This window comes from Gibbsiella greigii, assembly GCF_039540155.1.
In the GTDB taxonomy this organism is placed as follows: Bacteria; Pseudomonadota; Gammaproteobacteria; order Enterobacterales; family Enterobacteriaceae; genus Gibbsiella; species Gibbsiella quercinecans.
The window spans coordinates 194,442-216,085 of the sequence record NZ_BAABEM010000008.1; the positions used below are offsets into that span (position 1 = coordinate 194,442).

Annotated in this window: 18 protein-coding genes; 9 read left to right on the top strand and 9 right to left on the bottom strand. The window is 56.4% G+C overall.

What is annotated here, in order from left to right:
• The first annotated feature begins 486 nt into the window (after positions 1-486).
• The 3 genes from dgcN to AC559G_RS09280 are packed head-to-tail and all read left to right on the top strand — an operon-like array spanning position 487 to position 3,386.
• A complete protein-coding gene (gene dgcN, locus AC559G_RS09270) occupies positions 487-1,488 on the top strand; it encodes an N-acetyltransferase DgcN family protein (RefSeq protein WP_498912335.1) in 1,002 nt (333 codons plus the stop codon).
• Entirely contained in the window at positions 1,485-2,465 is a 981-nt protein-coding gene (dgcA, locus tag AC559G_RS09275) for a dipeptide epimerase (protein ID WP_498912336.1), read from the top strand. Before dgcN ends, dgcA begins: the two co-directional genes overlap by 4 nt.
• 39 nt (positions 2,466-2,504) lie before the next feature.
• On the top strand, positions 2,505-3,386 hold the full coding sequence (locus tag AC559G_RS09280) for a D-amino-acid transaminase (protein WP_121525956.1): 882 nt from the start codon (positions 2,505-2,507) through the stop codon (positions 3,384-3,386).
• Positions 3,387-3,391: 5 nt separating this feature from the next.
• Here the strand turns inward: AC559G_RS09280 and AC559G_RS09285 are convergent, their stop codons facing one another.
• A complete protein-coding gene (locus AC559G_RS09285; RefSeq protein WP_498912337.1) occupies positions 3,392-4,273 on the bottom strand; it encodes a LysR family transcriptional regulator in 882 nt (293 codons plus the stop codon).
• 178 nt (positions 4,274-4,451) lie between these two features.
• Between AC559G_RS09285 and AC559G_RS09290 the strand changes: the two genes are divergently transcribed.
• Complete coding sequence (locus AC559G_RS09290) at positions 4,452-5,606, top strand: MFS transporter (RefSeq protein WP_498912338.1); 1,155 nt, start codon at positions 4,452-4,454, stop codon at positions 5,604-5,606.
• A 2-nt stretch (positions 5,607-5,608) separates the two neighbouring features.
• Here AC559G_RS09290 and AC559G_RS09295 read toward each other — a convergent pair whose 3' ends face one another.
• Positions 5,609-6,580 (bottom strand): type 2 periplasmic-binding domain-containing protein, encoded by a 972-nt coding sequence (locus AC559G_RS09295; protein WP_498912339.1) that lies wholly within the window; start codon positions 6,578-6,580, stop codon positions 5,609-5,611.
• A 270-nt stretch (positions 6,581-6,850) separates the two neighbouring features.
• On the opposite strand from AC559G_RS09295, the gene AC559G_RS09300 reads away from it, so the two are divergent.
• A complete protein-coding gene (locus AC559G_RS09300; RefSeq protein ID WP_498912340.1) occupies positions 6,851-8,155 on the top strand; it encodes an NTP/NDP exchange transporter in 1,305 nt (434 codons plus the stop codon).
• An 8-nt stretch (positions 8,156-8,163) separates the two neighbouring features.
• Here the strand turns inward: AC559G_RS09300 and AC559G_RS09305 are convergent, their stop codons facing one another.
• From AC559G_RS09305 to AC559G_RS09330, 6 genes are all read right to left on the bottom strand, one after another.
• Complete coding sequence (locus AC559G_RS09305; RefSeq protein ID WP_498912341.1) at positions 8,164-9,759, bottom strand: putative bifunctional diguanylate cyclase/phosphodiesterase; 1,596 nt, start codon at positions 9,757-9,759, stop codon at positions 8,164-8,166.
• 275 nt (positions 9,760-10,034) lie between these two features.
• Positions 10,035-11,342 (bottom strand): neutral/alkaline non-lysosomal ceramidase N-terminal domain-containing protein, encoded by a 1,308-nt coding sequence (locus tag AC559G_RS09310; protein ID WP_498912342.1) that lies wholly within the window; start codon positions 11,340-11,342, stop codon positions 10,035-10,037.
• Positions 11,343-11,380: 38 nt separating this feature from the next.
• On the bottom strand, positions 11,381-12,460 hold the full coding sequence (locus AC559G_RS09315) for a porin family protein (RefSeq protein WP_498912343.1): 1,080 nt from the start codon (positions 12,458-12,460) through the stop codon (positions 11,381-11,383).
• A 77-nt stretch (positions 12,461-12,537) separates the two neighbouring features.
• A complete protein-coding gene (locus AC559G_RS09320) occupies positions 12,538-14,151 on the bottom strand; it encodes an alpha/beta hydrolase family protein (protein WP_498912344.1) in 1,614 nt (537 codons plus the stop codon).
• Between the two features lie 294 nt (positions 14,152-14,445).
• Positions 14,446-15,063: a TetR/AcrR family transcriptional regulator gene (locus AC559G_RS09325; protein ID WP_498912345.1), complete on the bottom strand. Its 618-nt coding sequence runs from the start codon at positions 15,061-15,063 to the stop codon at positions 14,446-14,448.
• A gap of 166 nt (positions 15,064-15,229) precedes the next feature.
• On the bottom strand, positions 15,230-15,619 hold the full coding sequence (locus AC559G_RS09330) for an ArsR/SmtB family transcription factor (RefSeq protein ID WP_498912346.1): 390 nt from the start codon (positions 15,617-15,619) through the stop codon (positions 15,230-15,232).
• Between the two features lie 79 nt (positions 15,620-15,698).
• Here AC559G_RS09330 and AC559G_RS09335 point away from each other — a divergent pair, with 79 nt between their 5' ends.
• The 4 genes from AC559G_RS09335 to AC559G_RS09350 all read left to right on the top strand — a co-directional run bounded on the left by AC559G_RS09335 (position 15,699) and on the right by AC559G_RS09350 (position 20,179).
• Entirely contained in the window at positions 15,699-16,889 is a 1,191-nt protein-coding gene (locus AC559G_RS09335; protein ID WP_498912347.1) for an MFS transporter, read from the top strand.
• Positions 16,890-17,622: 733 nt separating this feature from the next.
• Complete coding sequence (locus AC559G_RS09340; protein WP_498912348.1) at positions 17,623-18,633, top strand: taurine ABC transporter substrate-binding protein; 1,011 nt, start codon at positions 17,623-17,625, stop codon at positions 18,631-18,633.
• The gene (locus AC559G_RS09345; RefSeq protein WP_438598007.1) at positions 18,630-19,400 is read left to right on the top strand and encodes an ABC transporter permease; all 771 of its coding nucleotides are present in this window, start codon (positions 18,630-18,632) and stop codon (positions 19,398-19,400) included. Before AC559G_RS09340 ends, AC559G_RS09345 begins: the two co-directional genes overlap by 4 nt.
• Complete coding sequence (locus AC559G_RS09350; protein ID WP_498912349.1) at positions 19,400-20,179, top strand: ABC transporter ATP-binding protein; 780 nt, start codon at positions 19,400-19,402, stop codon at positions 20,177-20,179. The genes AC559G_RS09345 and AC559G_RS09350 overlap by 1 nt, the downstream gene beginning before the upstream one ends.
• 88 nt (positions 20,180-20,267) lie before the next feature.
• Here the strand turns inward: AC559G_RS09350 and AC559G_RS09355 are convergent, their stop codons facing one another.
• The gene (locus AC559G_RS09355; protein WP_498912350.1) at positions 20,268-21,614 is read right to left on the bottom strand and encodes an ABC transporter substrate-binding protein; all 1,347 of its coding nucleotides are present in this window, start codon (positions 21,612-21,614) and stop codon (positions 20,268-20,270) included.
• Between the last annotated feature and the right edge of the window lie 30 nt (positions 21,615-21,644).

Consider the following 21,644-nt stretch of genomic DNA (forward strand, 5'->3'; position numbering starts at 1 on the left):
GAATAGCGTTTCATGCCATTACCCATTCTTTTAATATCCATTAAAATATCAGTTCCAATCCTATTAAATTACATTGTTTCTAATTTTAAATTAACAAATTAAAAACAACCCGCCACTGCACCAATTTGGCGCCCCGAAATAACACACCTCACCAATTTAGCGCCACGCACCCCAATAAATAAAATTAACCAATTAATATCAAGTAGATAAATAAAAACAATTGGGCGGTAATTTATTATTTATTCATAAGAAAATCACATCATTTTAAAACAACACCACAATGCAGAATTTAATTTCAAAAACCACACATATAAATGCATTAAAATCCAATAAAAAACAAAAAACCAGATATTATAACCAGATACGCATTATTATTGACAATTATATGACTACGGATATTATCAATTATGAAGATTGGTTTTTAGCCGTAATTTTTATCCCACCATGTTATTAACGTTCACGCTTTTTTGCTTGTGAGGATGAATAATGGATATTAAAAAGCCCTATTTATTATTCCTTGGCGACGCACACGATCAGTTAGCCGCTAAAGTGGCTATCGGGATCAAACAGTGGCACCCGGAATATTGCGTTGGCCAGTACCGCATGGCAGGCTGCCATGCTGACTGCCAGTTACCCGATATGGACATTAGCGCCGCCCGTAAGGCGGGTGCGCAAACGCTAGTGATTGGCGTAGCCAACCGTGGCGGGATCATCTCTGATGCGTGGATCGCCATCTTGCAAGAAGCACTGGAAAGCGGCATGGATCTGGCCGCCGGGCTGCATAACCGCCTGGCGGATGTGCCGCAGTTGCGTGAACTTGCCGCCAGGCTTGGCCGCTCGCTGTTCGACGTGCGCCACCCTTCACAAACCTTCCCGGTGGCCAACGGCCGCAAACGCCCGGGCAAACGCCTGCTGCCCGTCGGCACCGACTGTTCCTGCGGCAAAATGTACACCGCCCTGGCGATCGAAAAAGAAATACTATCCCGTGGCGGCAACGCCACCTTTCGCGCTACCGGCCAAACGGGCATTCTTATCAGCGGTGCGGGGGTGAGCATTGATGCAGTGGTCGCCGATTTCATCGCCGGTGCGGTTGAAACTATCGCCCCGGCCAACAATGCCGACCACTGGGACGTGATTGAAGGGCAAGGATCGCTGTTTCACCCTTCATTTGCCGGCGTAACGACCGGTATCATCCACGGCGCACAGCCCGATGCGCTGGTGCTGTGCCATGAACCTACCCGTAAAACCATGCGCGGCGTTGACTACCCGATTCCGGATCTGGCGGCCTGCATGGCCTTGAATTTATCCGTTGCGCAGTTGACCAACCCCAAGGCGCGTTTCGTCGGCATCTCGGTCAATACCGCGGCGCTCAGTGAACAAGATGCGCTGCAGCTAACCCGCGATCTGGAGAAAAAATTTGGTTTGCCTGTGGTGGATCCATTCCGCCAGGGTGTTGGGCGCATTGTTGACCAATTGGCGGGCCTATGATCGACATCGAACTGCTGCAAGAAGGCTGGCCACTGCAGGGCACTTTTACCATTTCGCGCGGCAGCAAAACCCAGGCGGATGTGGTGGTGGTCGCCCTGCGCGCCAACGGCGCAGCCGGCTATGGCGAGTGCGTGCCCTATGCCCGCTATGGTGAATCCGTTGACAGCGTGATGGCACAGATCGCAGCGCTGCGTGACGATCTGCGCCACGGCCTCGATCGCGAAGCGTTGCAAACCCGGTTGCCGCCCGGCGCAGCGCGCAATGCCCTCGACTGCGCCTTTTGGGATTTGGAATGCAAACAGCATAACCAACGGATCTGGCAGCGCCTGAACCTGCCGGCGCCGGGGGTAGTGCAAACGGCCTATACGCTGTCGCTGGATACCCCGGCGCGCATGCAGCAGGCGGCGCGGCAAAACGCCCACCGCCCGTTGCTGAAGCTGAAACTGGCGGACCACGACGATTTAGCCAGGGTGGCTGCGGTGCGCCAGGGCGCGCCTGCCGCCCGCCTGATTGTTGATGCCAATGAAGGATGGGATGCCGCGCTCTACCTGAAACTGGTGCCGGCGCTGGCGGCATTGGGCGTGACGATGATCGAGCAGCCGCTTCCCGCTGGCAAAGACGGCGTTTTGGCCGAACTGCCGCACCCGATCCCGATCTGCGCCGATGAATCCTGCCATGATAGCCATTCGCTGGCGGCGATCGCCGGTTGCTATGACATGATCAACATCAAGCTGGATAAAACCGGCGGGCTGACCGAGGCGCTGCGGCTGCGTGCCCAAGCCCAGGCGCAGGGGTTGCAGATCATGGTGGGCTGTATGGTCAGCACCTCGCTCTCGATTGCGCCGGCGATAATCGTGGCCCAGGGCGCGCAGGTTGTCGATCTTGACGGCCCGTTGCTGCTACAACGCGATCGCGCCCACGGCCTGCACTATGACGGCAGCACCCTGCACGCGCCGCAAGCGGCATTGTGGGGTTAACCGGCGAGCCGCAACAACGCGATAATTAAGGAGTTCGTGATGCAACGTCTTGTTTATGTCGATGGGCACTATGTGCCAGAAAACGAAGCCAAAATTTCAGTCTTTGACCGCGGTTTCCTGTTTGCCGATGCCGTGTACGAAGTCACCGCCGTCGTTAATGGCAAACTGGTGGAGTTTGACGGCCACATGGCGCGTTTACAGCGCTCTTGCCGCGAACTGTCGCTGGCGCTGCCGGTCACGCTTGCCGAGCTGCAGGCAATCCATCAGGCCATGATCGAAAAGAACGGCTTGCAAGAAGGGGCGATTTATTTGCAGATCAGCCGCGGCAGCGCCGGCGATCGCGATTTCAGCTTCCCCCCCGCCGGGGTGCAGCCCACGCTGGTGCTGTTTACCCAGGCCCGCGCCGTGCTGGATAACCCCAAAGCGCAAAGCGGCCTGCATGTCGTTACCTGCCCCGATATCCGCTGGCACCGCCGGGATATTAAAACCGTCAACCTGCTTGCTCCCTGCCTGGCCAAAGAGTACGCCCACGCGCAGCATGCCGATGATGCCTTTCTGGTGGAAAACGGCTTCATTACCGAAGGCAGTTCCTGTAACTGCTACATCGTTCTGCACGATCGCACCGTGGTCACGCGCCCGTTAAGCAACGACATTCTGCACGGCATTACTCGCCACGCGCTGTTGGCGTTGGCGGCCAGCGATGACATCACGCTGGAACAACGGCTGTTCACCCCGGAAGAAGCCTATCACGCCAGCGAGATTTTCATCAGTTCAGCCACCACTTTCGTGCTGCCGGTGGTCACGCTGGATGGCAAAACCATCGGCGACGGCAAACCCGGCCCCGTCACGCGCCGGCTGCGGGAAATATACATCGAGCGGGTGAAACAACAAGTTAGCGATCGCCCGGCACACGCCGGCTAACAGGCTTAGCCGGCCAAACCGAACGCGGCCAGCAATGCGGCAATCTTGGGCGAGCGGTGGCGGGATTTGGCGTAAAGCAGCGTCAACGGGATATCCGCAACCGCAAAATCGGGCAAAACGTCCACCAAATGGCCGCTTTCAATATAACGGGCAACGGCGAAATCCATGATTTGCACGATGCCGATCCCGCAGAGCGCCGCTTCCAGCAACGCATCGGCAGTATCGACGGTCAAGTTGCCGCTAACGTCCAGATGCTGCACCCGCTCACCCAACCGGTAGCGCCATTTGGTTCGCCTGCCGGTTCCCGCCCCCTTCACCACCAGGCAATTGTGTTGTAACAGATCATCCGGCACGGCAGGAGCGCCGTGCTTACGCAGGTAGGCAGGCGAAGCGACAGTGGTAAACTTCAGGTGCCTGATGGTGCGGCCGATCAGCCGCGAATCCGTTAAGTGGCCGATTCTGATCGCCGCATCAAAGCCCTCTTCAACCACATCAACCAGCCGATCGGTCATCACCGCATCAATCTTCAAGGCGGGATAACGGTCAAGGATGGTTTTCAGCAAGGGCAGCGTCACCAACCGGCCATACGCCGATGGCGTGGTGATGCGCAGTTCCCCTTCCGGGGATAGCGCTCTGCCGTTCAGCCGCTGGCCCACATCGTCAAGCTCGCCAATCAGGCGCCGGGCCATGTCATAGAGATACAGGCCATCGGGCGTCAGGCTCACGGCGTGAGTATTGCGGTTAATCAACTTTACCCGTAGCTCGTCTTCCAGGCGGGCAACCGCCCGCGATACGCCAGACTGCGTCAGCCCCAACGCCTGCGCCGCCTGGGTAAAACTCAGCACATCCGCCACTCTGACAAAAAGCTTTAACGCATTTAAATCCATAGCACCTCGCGGGGTTACGGCAGCAAACCATAATGACTTTCGTCTTTACCATACAACACTACTGCGGTTAATTATGATTTTTATCATAACAATTAGAAAAATACTCAGGTTTTCATTTAGATAGGCGCCGATATACTCGCCCAGACCGGCCAATAAATTAGCGTATCTGGAGCCACTCATGAAAACACCTGCGATCCCATTCCCCATCTATATTATGGGGTTCACCTTGTTTGCGATGACCACGTCGGAATATATGATTGCGGGGTTAATGACCTCGATGTCGATTGACCTTGGCGTTTCGATACCGGCCATTGGCTATCTGATCACCGTTTACTCGCTCGGCATGGTGGTTGGCGGCCCGCTGCTGGCAGCCTGCCTGGTCAGGCTGACAAACAAGGCGGCGCTGTTGGTCATCACAGCGCTGTTTATTGCCGCCACGGCGGTAGCTACCCTGGCGCAAAGCTACAGTTTACTTGCCGCCGGGCGATTCGTCGCCGGGCTGGCCTCCGCCGCATTCTTCGGCTTTGCACTGTTGGCCGCCGCCAGGCTGGTACCGCCCTCACGCTTTGGCATGGCGGCCTCGATTGTGCTGGGCGGCATGATGATCGCCACCGTCGCCGGGCTACCGATATCCACGCTGCTCGACAGGTTCTACGGCTGGCGTATGCCGTTCATATTCATCCTGATATTAACCGCGCTCGCCGGCCTGGCTATCGCCGGCTTCATCCCCCAGGGGCAATCCGGCGCCGCGAATAGCCTACGGGCTGAATTGGCTTCTCTCCGCCATAAAGCGATCTGGGCCGCCTATGGCACCAGCTTCTTTGTCATCGCCGGAACCTTCGCCGCATTCAGCTATTTCGTGCCGTATTTCGAGAAGGTAGTCGGCTTTGATCCGATTGTGGTACCGGCAATCCTGTTTGCCTATGGCGCTTGTACCGTGATTGGCAACATTGTTGTCGGCCGGTTGGCCGATAACGCCCCGATAAACGTGATCGCCGCCGGCATTATGCTGCTGATTGCTGCGTTGCTTGCACTGTATGGATTGCACCAGCACAAAGCCCTGGTGCTTTGCGCCATGATGCTTTTGGGGCTAACCGGCCTGACGCTAACGCCCGCGATGTCGGCCCGTGTCTTTAACGCGGCGCCGAACACGTCGCTTATCAACACCGTACACACCTCGGTGATTTGCCTGGGCGTTGTTCTGGGTTCATGGTTCGGCGGGCTGGCGATCGATCACGGCTATGGATATCGAGCGCCTTTGCTCATCGGGCTGGGCTTTGCCGTTTGTGCGCTGTTCAGCGTGCTGCCAATACTGCGCACCAACCGCCGCTGATGTTATTTACCCGCCGCGGGGGCCCAGATCGTCACCGCCTGCGCATCGATCTGCTTGGGCAACAGCCCGGCGTTAAAAAACGCATCGGCGATTTGCTGTTGCTCATGCAAACCTTCACGCGTCACCGGCCGCACCTGGTAAGTGCGGCGGGCATTGGCCTGTTCGACGGTTGCACTGTCCAGATTGCCCCACAGCGGCCCCAGCAGCGCGGCGGCTTCGCTGGGGTGGGCTTTGATCCAGACGCCGGTTTTCGCCAACTCGCGGTAAATCAACGCCAGAATTTCAGGGTGGTTGCGCGCATAGGCGCTGGAAGCCAGGTAATAGCGCTGATAACTGGCGATACCCTGCCCTTGGCTCAGCACGCGGGCGTGCTGCTGGCGTTCGGCGCTGGCGACGAACGGCTCCCAGGTCACCCAGGCATCCACCTGGCCGGTTTCAAACGCGGCGCGGCCGTCCGCCGGCGCCAGATAGGCCGGCGTAATGTCTTTAAAGCTCAAATGCGCCTTGGCCAGCGCGGCGATCAGGAAATAGTGGCTACCCGCCGCTTTGGTTACCGCGATGCGTTTGCCTTTCAACTGCGCCAGCGTGGTTAAGCTGGACGTTTGCGGCACCAAAATCGCCTGCGCGTCCGGCGAGGCCTCTTCACGGGCAAAATAGGTTAAATCCGCCCCGGCCGCCTGGGCGAACACCGGCACGGTATCGGCCACGTCCGCAGAGATATCCACGTTGCCGACATTCAGCGATTCCAGTAATGGCAGGCCGCTGGAAAACTCGAACCAGCTGATTTTCACCCCCTGCGGGCCTAGTTCCTTTTCCAGCGTGCCCTGCAACTTCAGCAGCGTCATCAGGGTCGAGGATTTTTGATAACCGATCCGCAATTCGGTTTGTGCCGCGGCCGGAAATTGCAGCAACAACGCGATAAGTACCATGGCGCTATAGAACACCCGGCGTGGAATAAGGTTGTGAAAAGACATAGCAGCACCGCCCAACAGCAAAGGAAAACCATAAATTCCGGAACTTCCCCTGATAAGTCAAAGCACAAGATTGGCTATAGAAAGACCTTTTCCTGATTTGCCCGGCGCAGGCTCGGCCCTGGCGGCAGCCTACCCCAGGGGCAAAAAACGGCAATAACCGCTGCGGCACCGGCCGGAGTGATTATACTCAGCCTGTCAACACGCTAACGGCCGTGAATCATTTGGGCCCGATCCATGAACCGTTGCCGGCCATGCCGCTGGGGAGTACCTATGGCGAATCTTCATGCATTATTGCACCACGGGTTAAACATTCAGCCAGGGGAAATCCGGGCGGTCGCCGCGGGTTTCATGCTGCAGTTCAGCTTATTTGCCAGCTATTTCGCCATGCGGCCGATCAGGGAAACGATGGGCATCGTCGGCGGCGTTGAGAATTTGCAGTGGCTGTTCACCGCCACCTTTTTCGCTACCCTGGCCGTCAGCCCGCTGTTCGGATGGCTGGCTTCGCGGGCAAAACGCAAACATATCGCCCGCTGGCTTTACAGTTTCTTTGCCGCCAACACCGTGGCTTTCGCCGGTGCCATTTATCTGCACGGTGAAACCCTTTGGCTGGCGCGGATCTTTTTTGTCTGGCTGTCGGTCTTTAACCTGATTGCGATTTCACTGGCCTGGAGCATTCTGGTTGATGTGTTCACACCGGAGCAGGCTAAACGGCTTTTCGCCGTGATGGCCGCCGGCGCCAGCCTTGGCGGCCTTGCCGGCCCGCTGATCGGCGTGCTGTTTGTGACCGTCATCGGTAATGCCGGGCTGCTGCTGGTTGCTACCGTGCTGTTGCTGCTCACTCTGTTCTGCGCCGAATACCTGCAAAAACCGTTCGCGGCCAGCGCCGGTGCATTGCCGCCCAACGGCAATACTGCGCTGGGCGGCAACCCGTTTGACGGCGCTGTCCATGCTTTCAGCACGCAGTTGCTGTTCGGCATTGCGCTGTTCGTCACGCTGCTGGCCAGTGTGAATACCTTCCTTTACTTTGAGCAAGCGCGTTTCGTTGCTGAACACTTCACCGATCGCGCTGCGCAAACACGTTTCTTTTCGGGCGTTGATACCCTGGTTCAATTCCTCACCCTGATACTGCAGCTTTTCGTCACCGGCCGGATTGCCGCCACGTTCGGCATCCGGGCGCTGCTGCTCATCGTGCCGATATTCATGATCGGCGGGTTTATCATGCTCAGTTTTTCCGCGTTGCTGGGGGTATTGGTGGTCGTGATGGTGCTGCGCCGGGTGGGTGAATATGCGCTGATCAAGCCCGGCCGAGAGATGCTGTTTACCGCGGTGGAAACCACGGATAAATACAAGGCCAAGAACTTTATCGATAGCGTGATTTATCGTGGAGCCGATGCCGTCAGCGGCTGGTTGAAAGCGGCCTCCGATCTGCTGCTCAGCCCGCAAATGGGTGGGGTCGCCGGCGCCGCCATGGCGTTCGCCTGGTGGCTTTCCGCCGTTTGGGTATTGCGCCTGCACCGCCGGCAGGAAAAAACACCGGTGCACGCCGGCCCGGGTGAAAACACCGGCATGCGCTAAGCGCGCCATCAGGCGTGGGGCGGATTTTCAGCGCCGGCCGGTTGAACGAGCGACAGCGTGGCCTGGCCGCTGACGGAAACGTCGCCGGATTGGCCTTCCTGCACCCCGGCATCCAGCAAGGAATCGCTGTCGTCATGGGCGATGCCGTCGGCACTGACCTTCAACCCCAGCCCCTGCCCCAGGCCGACAAGCGCCCGCACCAGCTTCGCGCTGGATTCCTGATCCATCCGTTCAACCAGCCGGCGGTCAATCTTGACCTGGTCGAAGTGGAATTCGCTCAAATGATAAAGGTTGGAATAGCCGGTGCCGAAGTGGTTCAGCACGATAGCCACGCTGTGCGCCTGTAACGGCGCCACCAGCGCTTTGGTGGCGGCCAGATCCTGCACCACCATGTTTTCGGCGATGTTCACCTGCAGCCGCTGCGGCGCCAGGCCCGTGTCATCCAGCATCTGCAGGATCTCCGCCGCCAGGCGGGAGTTTTGCATTTGGCCGGGCAGCACGCTGATCGCCAACGCCACCTGCGCCGGCCATTGCAGCGCCTGGGTACAGGCGCGTTGCCACACCTGCATGGCGAGCGTGTGAATCAAACCGGTTTCCGCCGCGATCGGCAGGAAACGTTCGGGCGGCAACGGCTCACCCTGTTGGCAGATCCACTGCGGCTCCACCTCAAAGCCAACCACCGCACCGGTGCGCAGATCGCGCGATGGGCGGAAGCTGGGCTGGATTTGATCGTGATCGAGCGCCAGCTTCAGATCTTTTTCCAACTGTTCACGTTCACGGATGATTTGATCCATCTCCTCTTCGAAGAAACGGTACGCCGCGCGCCGCTCCGCCTTGGCACGATACAACGCCACATCGGCCTTACGCATGGCCTCTTCGGCGGTGGCTGCATCCAACGGCAACAGCGCGATGCCCACGCCGGCGCTCAAATTGTGCGCCACACCGTTGACCATGATGGGGGTTGCCAGGCTATCCAACAGCCGCATGGCGATGCTGGACGCCGCCTCCGGCCCGAGCAGGTGCCGGGCAAGCACCACAAATTCATCGCCGCCCAGCCGGGCGATGGTTTCATCTTCGCGCAGCGATTGGCAAAGACGCTGTGCGACAATCATCAACACCGCATCGCCGGCGTCGTGCCCATAAACATCATTGACCTGTTTGAAACCGTTAAGATCCAGCATCAGCACGGCATGCACCGCCCCTGCACGCGGGGGAGAAGCGACCGCGATATCCAGCGCCTCCTCAAACTGGCGGCGGTTGGGCAAGCCGGTGAGCGGATCCTGGTATGCCAACTCACGCGCGCGCCGTTCGGCATTTTGGCGCCACAGCATTTCACGCTTCTGTTCATGGTAGCGGCGGACGGCAAACACCAAAAAACCCACTAGCAGCACCACGCCGATCAACAACGCTTCGTCCAGTTCGATCATCTCTTTGGCGACGCTGACCCGGCCTTCGTTAATGAAGAGATCATAAGCAAACGCCACATAGCTTAACAAAGCGACCAGAGAGGCGATGATGCCCAATTCGGTCAGGCTGATACGGTTTCTCACGATAAAACGCCATAGGTGACTCAGGGAGGTGTATTGCTCTATCTGGCCCGGCATAACAGCTTTCCCTAACGGTTAATTCAGCGGCGCGGTGGTATCGCCTGCCGCATGTATAGTGCCCATGCTGCGCGGGCGGCCTGGCCTGCACATGCACCCTTACCTGGATTTCGGCATTTATACCCTATTGATACCGCGCATACATGCCGATGGTCTGATGCTACACGAAACACTGCATTCGCATAGCGTGACGACGAGCAATAATACTACCATCAATGCCGGCCAGGCGCCGCTGCCCGCAGCCATTGGGCGCCGGCCCGGCCGGTTTGCGCCACTTAGCGCAGGTTATCCTCAATCATCGCAGAAAGATTATTGACGATCCCGTCCTCGGCACAACCGCGCTCCACCGGGCTGCCGTTCACCACTTCAAAAATGGGCAGATCGAACGCAGCATCATCCGGCAGATAGCCAACCCGGTCGTTAACAATCGACATCAATAAGGTGTTTTTCAATGGCGTGGCGCGCGCCAAATGGCGGGCGGTGTTGGTCATCACCTCCCCCGACACGCCGGCCAACGCCGTCTGGTTCAGGGTGATCACACCAAGATGAATATTCACCTTATCGACTTTCTGCTGGTTGATGCTGCCCATGTCCTTGATACCGCTGCGCATTGGGCAAGAGAGAATACGCTCCTGGGCATTGATTTTCACCTGCGTGCTGGTGTGCGTCACGCTGTTGGCCAAACGCACCATTTCAGCACCGGCCATCGTGCCCTGGGCGCTCACCGCCCTCCAGGCAAATTCAGCATCCTTGCCGTGATCGGCTTTCTGCCCGGCGTTAAAGATACGCGGGTTTTGATCGCCAACCGAACTGAGCGTCCAGAGCACGACCGCATCCCCGCCCAGCTTCTCTTCCGCATAATTCGCCGCGGCGCCGGCCAAATCGCCGCTGAGTTGATTAATGCCCAGGCTGACCACCGAGTGCACCGCATAGTTGGAAATCAGCGCAATCGGCTGCCCCTGCAGATTCTCGAACTTCATCACCCACATCGCCTTATCAGAAGGCCCGTCTGGATTGTAGCCAATATCCCAGCCTTTTGCGCTGTAGGCATCACGGTTGATATTAATGTCCAGTTGGCCTTGCGCGACGCCGAAACGGGCCGGTTGCTCGATACGCTGCGCCTGCTGTAAAGAGGCGATCATCTGTTGGTAAAGCCATTCGCTCCATTGGTTCGATGCCGGCGTGCCGTCATGCGCCAGCGCACCGGGCGAAACGTTGCCCACGCGCGGGGCGCTGTGGTTGTGAGTTGCAGTAATGAAAATGTGATCGGCGCCGATGCCGGTCGCTTGCGCGATGCGCTTGCGCACTTCGGTCATGTCCCCCACTTCAATCGCGTCCACCACGATCAGCGTCGCGCGAACCTTGCCGTTATCAAGCAACAGGGTGCGCATATAAATGGGATCTTGTACGCGGGTAAAATCGCCACCCATCGGGTTCATATCGCGCAAATCTTTGGGCGTGATATCCGTTTTTACCGCCCCCACCTTAAGCGCGCCGCTTTCCGCGGCTTGAACGGTGCCCATCCCTGCGGCAAAAAGTAATGAGGATGAAATAATCATACTCATCAAACGTAACTTCATCATGTTTTCTCCTGGTTCATGCTAAATAAACAGGTGGTTGATTAAAAACCATAATAGACACCGGTAACGATTTTATTCCCGGTTCCCGCAAACAACCCACCGACGTTGTCGGTGTAGTCATTTTTCTCCAGCAGGTTATAAAGAAAGTCTACATACACGCCGGCATGGGAATTGAGCGCGTAGCTCGCCCCCATTTCGATATAATTGGCCATTTGCGCCTTGCCGCCTTTAAAACTGCCGCTGGCTGGCAAATCAACCCCTTGAGTATAAACCCAGGAAAGTGAAGGTTTTAACCCAAAAGGAAATTGGTACTGGCCGATAATCTCAAAGTTTCGGGTTTTATTCGCCACGTTATCGTTAGCCTGCATGGTCATATTGCGGGTTTCTGCATAAACGGTGCCGAAATAAAAATTGCCCAGTTCCCATTTCATGCCGATTGCCCACGCTTCGGCGCTGTCGCCCTGGTGATCCAACTTTTGTTCCGCGGTACGTTCCGAGTGGCTGAAACCGGCGATAATGCTCCACGGCTCAACGTCGTAAGAGAGCGACAGCCCGGCGCCATTTCCGTTGGAGCGGGCCAGCGTTGATGCCTGGTTAGCCGCCTGGAATTGGCCGGTAAGCTGTAATTTGCCATCAAGGCCCAGGAAATCGTTATTACGGTAGGTTAATACGCTGTTCGTCCGGCTGACCATGTAGTTGTCGTCTTTCGCCCAGGTTTTCCCGGTCACCGAAGGCGCCACGTCCGCATAGGCTTCGACGTTGTACATCACGCCAAAGGCGCGGCCGTAGCTGATAAAGTTATTGCGGCCCAATTGCAGGCCGGCATAAGCCTCGCGCACCTCTGTGGTTTGTTCATCTTCCGGCGCCGAGACATAAAAGCGGTAGTTCAAAAAGCCAAAGCCGCTGAGATAATCATTAATCTGGGTTTGGCCGTTAAAGCCGAGCTGGGCGAAACTTGAATCGCCCCGCCCTTCGCGTGCGCCACTGGTAATATCGCTGTATTCGCCAATCATCACGCCGAATAAATCAAGCCGGTTATCATCTTTATCATAAATAACAGCGGAACACGCATTCCATGACATCAGGCACAGCGCGTAAAAACACATATTATATTTTTTCATGCTATCACACCAAAATCAAAGACAGGGGAAGGTATGGGGCGGTTATTCCACCCCGGAGAAGTTATTCTTATAAGTAATTATTTAGAGCAGACAAAATTTTCTGCGATATTAATATCTCCTGTTCCACTATATTTTGCGGTTTGCGGGTAAGCACAAATCGGCCGGCTACGCACGACTTGATTATTTTTCACTCTCAGCGCCTTAATCACATCCGGCGCTTTATTTTTCTCGAACCAGTCATCCAGCGCATCGATTTTATTAAAAGTGTCACAGCCGTCACCGCTATGGCAGTGCGCCATGCCGGGAATAACAAACAACCGCAGAAAATCATTATTGGCTTTTCCTGCGTTGGCAACGACGTCGTTATAATAATTAATCAGATCGAGAGGGTTGTGGAAATCATTCCAGCCGATAAACATCAGCATTTTACCGCCGCGTTGGAAGAACGGGCGCAGGTTAGCATCCACCTGCAAACGACCATTGAGCACCGCTTGCGAATGCGCAACGTCTTTCCGCCAGTCAAACTTTTTCCAATCCCAGTCCGGGTTTTGATAAACCGCATAGCGGAACAGATCCAACGCCGTCTGGTGCGGCTTGCGCAGATAGTCGTCGATTTCAAGCTCACTGCCCTTCGCCGGCCCCTGGAAAATCACCTCACCGGTTTGCGGATCAACCGGGCCGCGGTAGATATTTTCCATCAGCGTAACCTGGGCCGCCGTCAGGCAATCGGCGCTATCCCCGTTTTTACACAACAGCTGTTTCGGTTCGAACTGGCATTTATCCGGTTCTTCGATAAACCCTTGCGCCTGCCCAACGGGTGACGCGCACTGCTTAATAACGGCGTTATGCAGCAGCGCCAGCTTTTCACGTGGTATATCCATTTCCGGGTGTTGATTAACCAGCCACATCGGCCAGAGCTGCGCCGCATTAAAGTTCAGCAAAGGGTTCGGCGGTGCGCCAATCACCATGCCGTCATAGTCTTCCGGGAAGTTTTTCGCTTCAATCAACCCTTCCAGCCCACCGAGTGAACAGCCGATCCAATAAGAACGCTCCGGCCCTAGGCCAAAGAAAGCCCGAATAATTGTTTTGGCATCCACCGCCATCAAATGGTGGGCCCGCCAGGCGTAGTCGGTCAGCTTTTCCGGGTGGCCGGTAATGAATTTACCGCCTTTTTGCAGCGGGTTGCCCTCATCATGCCCGGTGTCGGTGCTGGCCGTGGCGTACCCTTTCTCCAGGCCGCTTAGCATCACCGGATACATAAAGTAGCCGCCCCAGCTAAAGTTACCGGTTCCCATAAACTTGCCGTTCCAGTTATCCATGGGTAACCAAACCTCAAGGCGTATTTCGGAATCGGCAGACGGGCGTTGAATGGCCTTTACCCGGCAAAACGCGGGGTTGGGCGCTAATGTTGTTTGACCACCGGCGTTAATACCGGTGAGGGTTTGCAATAGCACCATTGGCCCCGGCCCGGCCGGAACGGTGAATTCGCCTTTTTTCACCACTTCCGCAGAAACGACCTCCAGCCCCGACAACGCTTTTTGACTTAACGCGGCGCACGCATCGGCGCCGGCTTGCGTTGCCGCCAGCGATTGCCATGAAACTATCTGTAAACAGGCGGCAAAAAATAAGAGCGCCTTGCGGCGGCAAAGCGCATGGGGGGATATTCCCCTTAGCATATTGTTTATCTGCATTTTTACACCATCCTCGCGGGGCACCCCGATGATCCCCCGTCATAAAAATCGGTACCAATGAGTACCACTTTTACTTTTTTTTACAATCTGTTTTTATGCAGAAACCGATGGCGATCACAATCTACGCGCAAGTGATCAGCGAGAACGAAAAATCAAAGAGAAAATAACTTATTGAAATATAAGAATATGTTTGCATTTTCCTTTAATGGAAAATGCAAGTGGGGATAAAGAGGCGGGAAAATCGACATCACTCATCACGGAACCAGTAACAGGAACCGGCAAAAAAAGGCGCTTTTATGGGTTATCGGCATAGCGCTCTATCCCATACAGCACCACCTGTAACGCAGCAATAATATGCGTTTTTCGTGACGGCAAATCATCAAAGCCAGGTCTTTTCGGCACGAGAGCGCCAAAAACAATATCCATGATCATCGAAGCCAGAAAAGTTATTTTCGCTGGATCTTTGATGCCGAGTTTACCCTGTTCCTGTTGTTGGCTTAGCCACTCAATTAATTCCTCACGGTGCCTGACCACGCCGGAATCATACATTAATTGATAAAGTTCGGGGTGCTCGATCGCGTCTTTTAATAACATCGTCAGAAATTGATGCCGTTGCGGTTCTTCTTCATCTTCCGTGTTCAGATGAAATATACCGAGCAGCCCTTCCAGCGTTGTTTCGGCATTTTCGCCTGCGGCGATAGATAATACCTTATGCGTATTACTGGCGATCGCCGCAATATACAGTTCATTTTTATCAGGGAAATACTTATACAAATCCCGTTTTGATATCATACACTTGCTGGCAATCATGTTCGTCGTGGTCGCGGTGAAGCCGTGGCTGAGAAATAGCTCGAATGCCCCTTGTACAATTGCCGCTTTTTTCGTGCTTTCCATTTCTGGTGTTTTTTTCATCGCGTATTTATCTTATCCATCAGGCCACAACATTTCTCCCCTACATACTGCAAATTGCAGGGGCTACTCAGCCCCTGCGGGCAGCGCCAGCGCTGTGCAAAAACGCATTTGCATTTTTGCCCTGCAATGCGAATGCGTTGGGGTATATCCAACAGAATAACCGATATCAGTCATGATTTATATCGGCCGGCTGCCAATTGGCCACCAGCGCCAGCAAGCCGGGGAAGCGCGCATCCAGATCTTCACGGCGCAGCCGGCTGCGCCGCTCCAGGCCATATTGCCGTTGGCGGATCACCCCGGCCGCACGTAGCGCTTTGAAATGGTGCGTCAACGTCGACTTGGGCCGATCGAAGCCAAACCAGCCGCAGGGGTGGTCGTACGCGTCGGAATCCCGCATCAGTTTATACACGATGGTCAGCCGCAGCGGATCGGCCAGCGCCGCCAGAATGGCCTCCAGGCGCATCTCATCGGCCGCCGGTTCCGGAAGCGGTGGGGGAAGGTCTTGCGCTATCTCTGCCTGGCCGGCAGGTGCGTTATCATCAGCTCGTTTTTTCATCGTCATATCATCATAGCTCTTGTACGAGTTTTATCGTACTGTATAGTGGTTCGACAAAACTCGTACAAGGAGTCGGTTTATGTCAGATCCTTCCATGGCCAGCAATGCCGCCCCCTCTATCGCCCGCATGTGGTCAGCGGCCTGGATGGTGACCGGGGTGTTTATGCTCTCCAACACCCCCACCCCATTGTATGTGCATTGGCAAGAGCAGTTGGGCTTTTCCTCCGGCATGCTGACCGTGATATTCGCACTTTATATCGCCGGCCTGCTGGGCACACTGTTACTGGCAGGGCAACTGTCAGACCATTATGGCCGTAAGCCGGTGCTCCTGCCAGGCCTGTTCGCCGCCCTGGCCGCCTGCGGGCTGTTTGCCGGCGCGAGTTCGATCGGTATGCTCGCCGCAGGCCGCTTGTTGACCGGCATCGCCGTCGGTGTGATCGTTTCGGCCGGCATGGCCGCGGTTGTCGATGCCGGCGGCCATGAACACCGGCGCCGGGCGGCGCTGCTGGCGTCTATCGCCATGGTGCTGGGGGCGGGCTTGGGTCCGCTGCTGGCCGGTGGGTTAAGCCAGGCGCTGGCGCAGCCCGTGGTGCCGATCTTCACCCTTGAAGCCGCCATACTGCTCAGCGCATTGACTATCGCCTTGTGCCTGCCTGCACGTAATACACAGGCAAGGCCGCCGTTGCGCCTGCGCTTACCGCACGTGCCGGCGCCGAACCGGCGCCAGGTGCTGTGCGGCATCGCCACGTTCGGGCCCGGCATCACCGCCACATCCTTCGTTCTGTCGCTCGGCCCCTCGCTGCTGGCGCGTTTGCTGCACGAACGTAGCCCGCTCCTCGCCGGCGGCATGGCCTGCGCGATGTTTTTCGCCGCGGTTGGCGTCCAGTTCGCCGTGCGGCGTTGGCCGGTTGCCCGAATCTTTCTGGCCAGCGCGCTGGCGACGGTGCTGGCAATGCTGGGCCTGCTGCTGTGCATCTATGGCGCATCCGCTGCGGCATTCGTGGCCGCCGCCTTATTTGCCGGTGCGGCACAGGGGCTGGGGCAGTTGGGCGGGCTGACGCTGATTGGCTTGCACGTGCCGGATAGCCACCGCGCGCAGTCAAACGCCGTGCTGAATATTGGCGGCTATATTCCGGCGGGCCTGTTGCCGGTGGCGACCGGCTACCTGATTGACGCCGTGGGGCTGGCCCAGGGCGCAACCCTCTTCGCCGTGGTGCTGGCATCGATTGCCCTGATTGGCGGGCTTTGGGCCTGGCGCCAAACGCCATAAATCACCGCGTGCTACCGATTAATGACGCCACACCAGGTCCCCTTCGGGGGCATAAAATAACGGCCGTGTTGACCAAGCGGCTATATAAAAAAGTATCATCAACACCCTTAAACACTTTATACCCTTCATACTTCAAGTTGCAGGTGTGTTGGCTTCCTTGCTCACCCCAGTCACTTACTGGAGTAAGCTCCTAGGGACTGATGAGAGACATCCTTGTCTCTCACCGGAGGCTGGCCAGAGGCCAGGCAAATTCGTTCCTGACGAATTTGTCGCTGTGTTGCCGCATGATTCGGCCATTCGGCCTCACCCCTTCGGGGCCAGCGCTAGCGCTGTTCAAAAACGCTTTTGCGTTTTTGTCCTGCAACTCGAATTATTTTGGGTATAGCGCCGATGGCTAAAGTGTTTTTTTTGCTGTAAAGCACAACGCCACGCCTTTCTTTATCTCTTTTACAACAATGCATTGCCGATATTTTTGGTTAGCGGCTTGTGGCCGAAGGGTATAATACATTCAGTAAGTTACAAAAAATTAATTCATTTTAGCATCGGACTTATTAACCAGCGCGGACAAAAACCACGGTGGTTTTATTATGCTGGCGCGTATTGGTATTCAATGTGCTTTCATCAGGAGCCCCACCTGCCATTTTCACCGTATTTAAACATCGCTAATAAACCCAATATTTTAACTATAAGCCCGAAGCGGGACTGTATTTCTCATGCGTTAAAGGAAACGGCAATGAAAAAAAATCTTTCCATGTTATTGATCGCCGGCAGCCTGTGGGCGACGGCAAGCCAGGCAGAAACGCCGCCGGCGGAAGTGCGGGTGGCCTACAGCGGCGGTTCACAGGTATTGATGTTGGCGAAGGCCGACGGCTCGCTGGATAAAGCGCTCAACAGCAAAGTGAAATGGGTGCAGTTCGCCTCTGGGGCAGACGCGCTGAGCTATTTTGCCAGCGATGCCATTGATATCGCCAATTTTGGCTCCAGCCCGGCCACCGCCGGGGTAGTGCGTAAACTGCCGGTAGAAATTGTCGGCGTTTCCGGGGTGATCGCTACCTATGAGCGGCTGATCGGCAAACAAGGTATTAACAATATTAAAGATATTGAAGGGAAACGGGTCGCCTATCCACCAAACTCCACCGCCCAATATGCGCTGGAAGCCGCAATCAGCGTCAATAAGCTCGATCGGCGTAAAATCACCCTGCTGCCGCTGCGCCCGGCCGATATGGTGGCCGCCTGGAAACGCGGGGATATCGATGCCGGCTACGTATGGGCGCCATTCGCACAGGAGCTGGAATCCTCCGGCGGCCATCAGGTGTTCGCCACCAAAGATCTGCAAAAAGACGGTTACCTGATTTACAACAACTATGTGGTCAGCAAGCGTTTTGCTGAAAAATACCCGCAAACCGTCAGTGCCTTCCTGCGCGTCCACCAGCAGAAGGTCGATGAGTTCCGTAAAGATCCGGAACACGCGGCGGCGTTGGTGGCCAAAGAGGTCGGCGCACCGGTCGCTACCGCAGCCAATACCCTGGGTGGCCTGGAGTACCCATCGCTGGCGGAACAGGGAACGGCGGCCTGGCTGGGCAACGGCACCCAGACCACGCAAAGCGGCATCGGCCAGGCGCTAAGTAAAACCGCGCACTTCCTGGCGGATATCGGTGAGATTCGCCAGCGTGATATCCCGGATAACTGGGATAGCGCGATCAATTCCCGCTACATTCGCGATGCGGCGGCAGCGGCAAAATGAAGCTCGGTCATCATGTCGCCATCAGTATTCTGTCGGTGGCGCTGTTCCTGGCACTGTGGCAAATCGCCGCCAGCCGGCAATGGGTTGATCCGCTATTACTGCCCTCGTTGACCGATATCGGCCTGACAACCGGCGAACTGCTGGCGGACGGCTACCGGCAAGTGCCGCTTTGGCAGCACATCGCCGTCAGCCTGGCGCGGGCGCTCAGCGCCTTTGCCGTCGCAATTGTCATCGGTATCCCGCTCGGGCTGATGATGGGCCGCTCTGCCGCCCTTACCGCCGTGCTGGGGCCGTTTGTGCAATTTTTGCGTCCGTTGCCCAAGATTGCCTTAATCCCTTTGGCGATAGTGTGGCTGGGCATCGGTGAAGCGTCCAAGTTCTTTTTAATCTTCATCGCCACGTTTTTAAGCGTGGTGGTGGGGGCCAGCGCGGCGGCCGAACGGATAAGCGCATCCCGCATCCGGGTGGCGCAAACGCTGGGGGCTTCCCGCCACCAGATATTTTTACGTGTGGTGCTGCCGGACGCCCTGCCGGAATTATTTACCACCGTCCGGCTGTCGATTGGCATCGGCTGGACCTCATTAATTGCCGCAGAGATGGTGGCGGCCAGTTCGGGCCTGGGCTGGATGGTGATCAACGCCAGCTCTTATCTGCGCACCGATATTGTCATGCTGGGGATTTTACTGCTGGGCGGCATTGGCTATTTATTGGATTTATTCATTCTGGGGCTGCAACGGCTGCTGGTGCCCTGGACGGGGAAAGAGTAATGGCCGAACATATTTTACTGGAAAACGTGTCGCTGCAGTTTGCGGCAAAGCCCCGCCCTTTTACCGTGCTGGAAGATATCTCGCTGGCCATCGAGAAAGGGGAATTTGTGGTGCTGCTCGGCCCTTCCGGCTGCGGCAAATCCACTATTTTGAATCTGGTGGCCGGTTTTAACCAACCGGATAGCGGCCGCATACTGTGCGCAGGGAAAGCCATCAAGAAACCCGAGCCGTCACGCGGCATGATATTCCAGCAGCCGAACCTGTTCCCGTGGTTGTCCGTGCTGGACAACGTCACTTTTGGCCCGCGCCTGCACAAATACAATAAGGCGGAGGTTAACGCCCGCGCAATGGACTGGCTGCAACGCGTCGGGCTGCAGGGCTTTGAGCACCATGCGCCGTGGCAGCTTTCCGGCGGCATGAAGCAGCGGGTGGCGCTGGCACGCGCCTGGCTGCCGGGGCCGGAAGTGCTGCTGCTGGATGAACCGTTCGGCGCTCTGGACGCGCAGACCCGCATCATGATGCAGGAACTGCTGCGCGACGCCTGGCGAAGCACCCGCACCACTCTGTTGTTCGTCACGCACGATGTTGAAGAAGCGCTGTTTCTGGCGGACAGGATCCTGATTATGTCCGCCCGCCCGGGCAAGATCGTCGATGAGATTGTGCTGCCGTTTGGCCAGGATCGCGATATCGAAACGCTGGCTGAACAGCCGCAATACCGGGAAGTCAAACGTCACGTGCTACACCGTGTGCGCCAGGAGGCCAAACGGCATCTCGGCTAAATACGGCGCAGGCCAGACGCATAAAAAAACGCCGGCAGCGCACTGACCGGCGTTTTTTATTCCTCTTGGCGCGAGGGATTATGCAGCGCTAGCTGTCATCCTTACACTGGCGCGGCGTGATCTGGTTGGCTTTGGCATAGTCGCTGGCCGATTTTTCAATAATCGGCCGTAGCAGCGCCCAGTCCGGCGCAATCCAATTGCTTATCACCGACCAATGGTTGCCGTCCCATTGCTGGAAAGTCACCCGCCCCTGCCCTTCATGATCTTCACAGGTGACGTTGATCGAATGGAACAGCCCCTTGGCACCCAGTTCCTCCACCCGCGCCGGATCCAGGCGCAGGTGCTCAAACCCCCAGCGGATCTCATCGCCGGTCAGGGTTCGGTGGCCGAACTTGGCTTGCGCAATACGAATGGCCTCAACGTTCAGAATGCCGTTAACGATGCCAAGGTTATGATACACGCTGCCGATACGCTTCCGGTCCTGCAGGTTGCCCTGATTGGCGCCGTAAACTTTATCCACAATCTCTTTCACCACCGGATACACCGAACCGGAAGCCTGCGTGGTCAAAGCAATGTAGCCTTTGGCCGCGCTGCCGGCCGGGATCACGTCTTCTTCCGAGTTGGACCACACGTTGCCGATAATATGATCGGCTGGGTAGCCCACTTTCTGGGCGGTTTTCAACGCCACCGGGTTCATCACGCCAAAGCCGCGCAGCACCACAAAATCCGGCTTGGCCCGGCGGATAGTCAGCCACTGGGATTGCTGCTCATTACCTGGGTGCGGCACTTCAATCTGTTGCAGGTCAAAGCCGTACTTTTTCGCCAGCAGTTCAAAAATCGGGATGGTTTCCTTACCGTATGGCGAACCGTGGTACAGCACGATGATCTTTTTGCCCTGCAGTTTCTCAAGCCCACCCACGCGGCTGCCGATAAACTTGATGATACCGGAAGTTTCGCTGTACGGGTTTAGCAGCAACGGGAAGACATAGGGGAAAACCCGGCCGTCGGTGGAATCGGTTCTGCCGTGATCGATGGTGATAAGCGGCGTTTTATCACGCGTTACGTCGTCAATCATGGCATAGGCAATGCCCACGGAAAGCGGGTTCCATGCCGCAACGTTGGGGCGGCTTTTCTGCCGTTTGTAACACTCCACGCCACGTTCGACTTCGTATTGCGTTTCGCATTCGTCCCAGGTGAGCTTCACGCCATTCACCCCGCCGTCGCGCAGGTTAATCAGCGTCAGATAATCGATAAAACCGCCGAAGAAGCCGCTGCCCGCCGCGGCATACGGCCCAACCCGGTAGCTTTGCAATGGGAAGTACTGCTCATCCGCCCTGGCGCTTAGCGATAATTGCGCCGCCAGCAACATCAATCCAACGATAAAACGGGCAAGCGATGTAATTGCAGGTGATGATGTCATGTTAATTTTGACCATGTTTATACCCTGTTATATAGCATTATTATT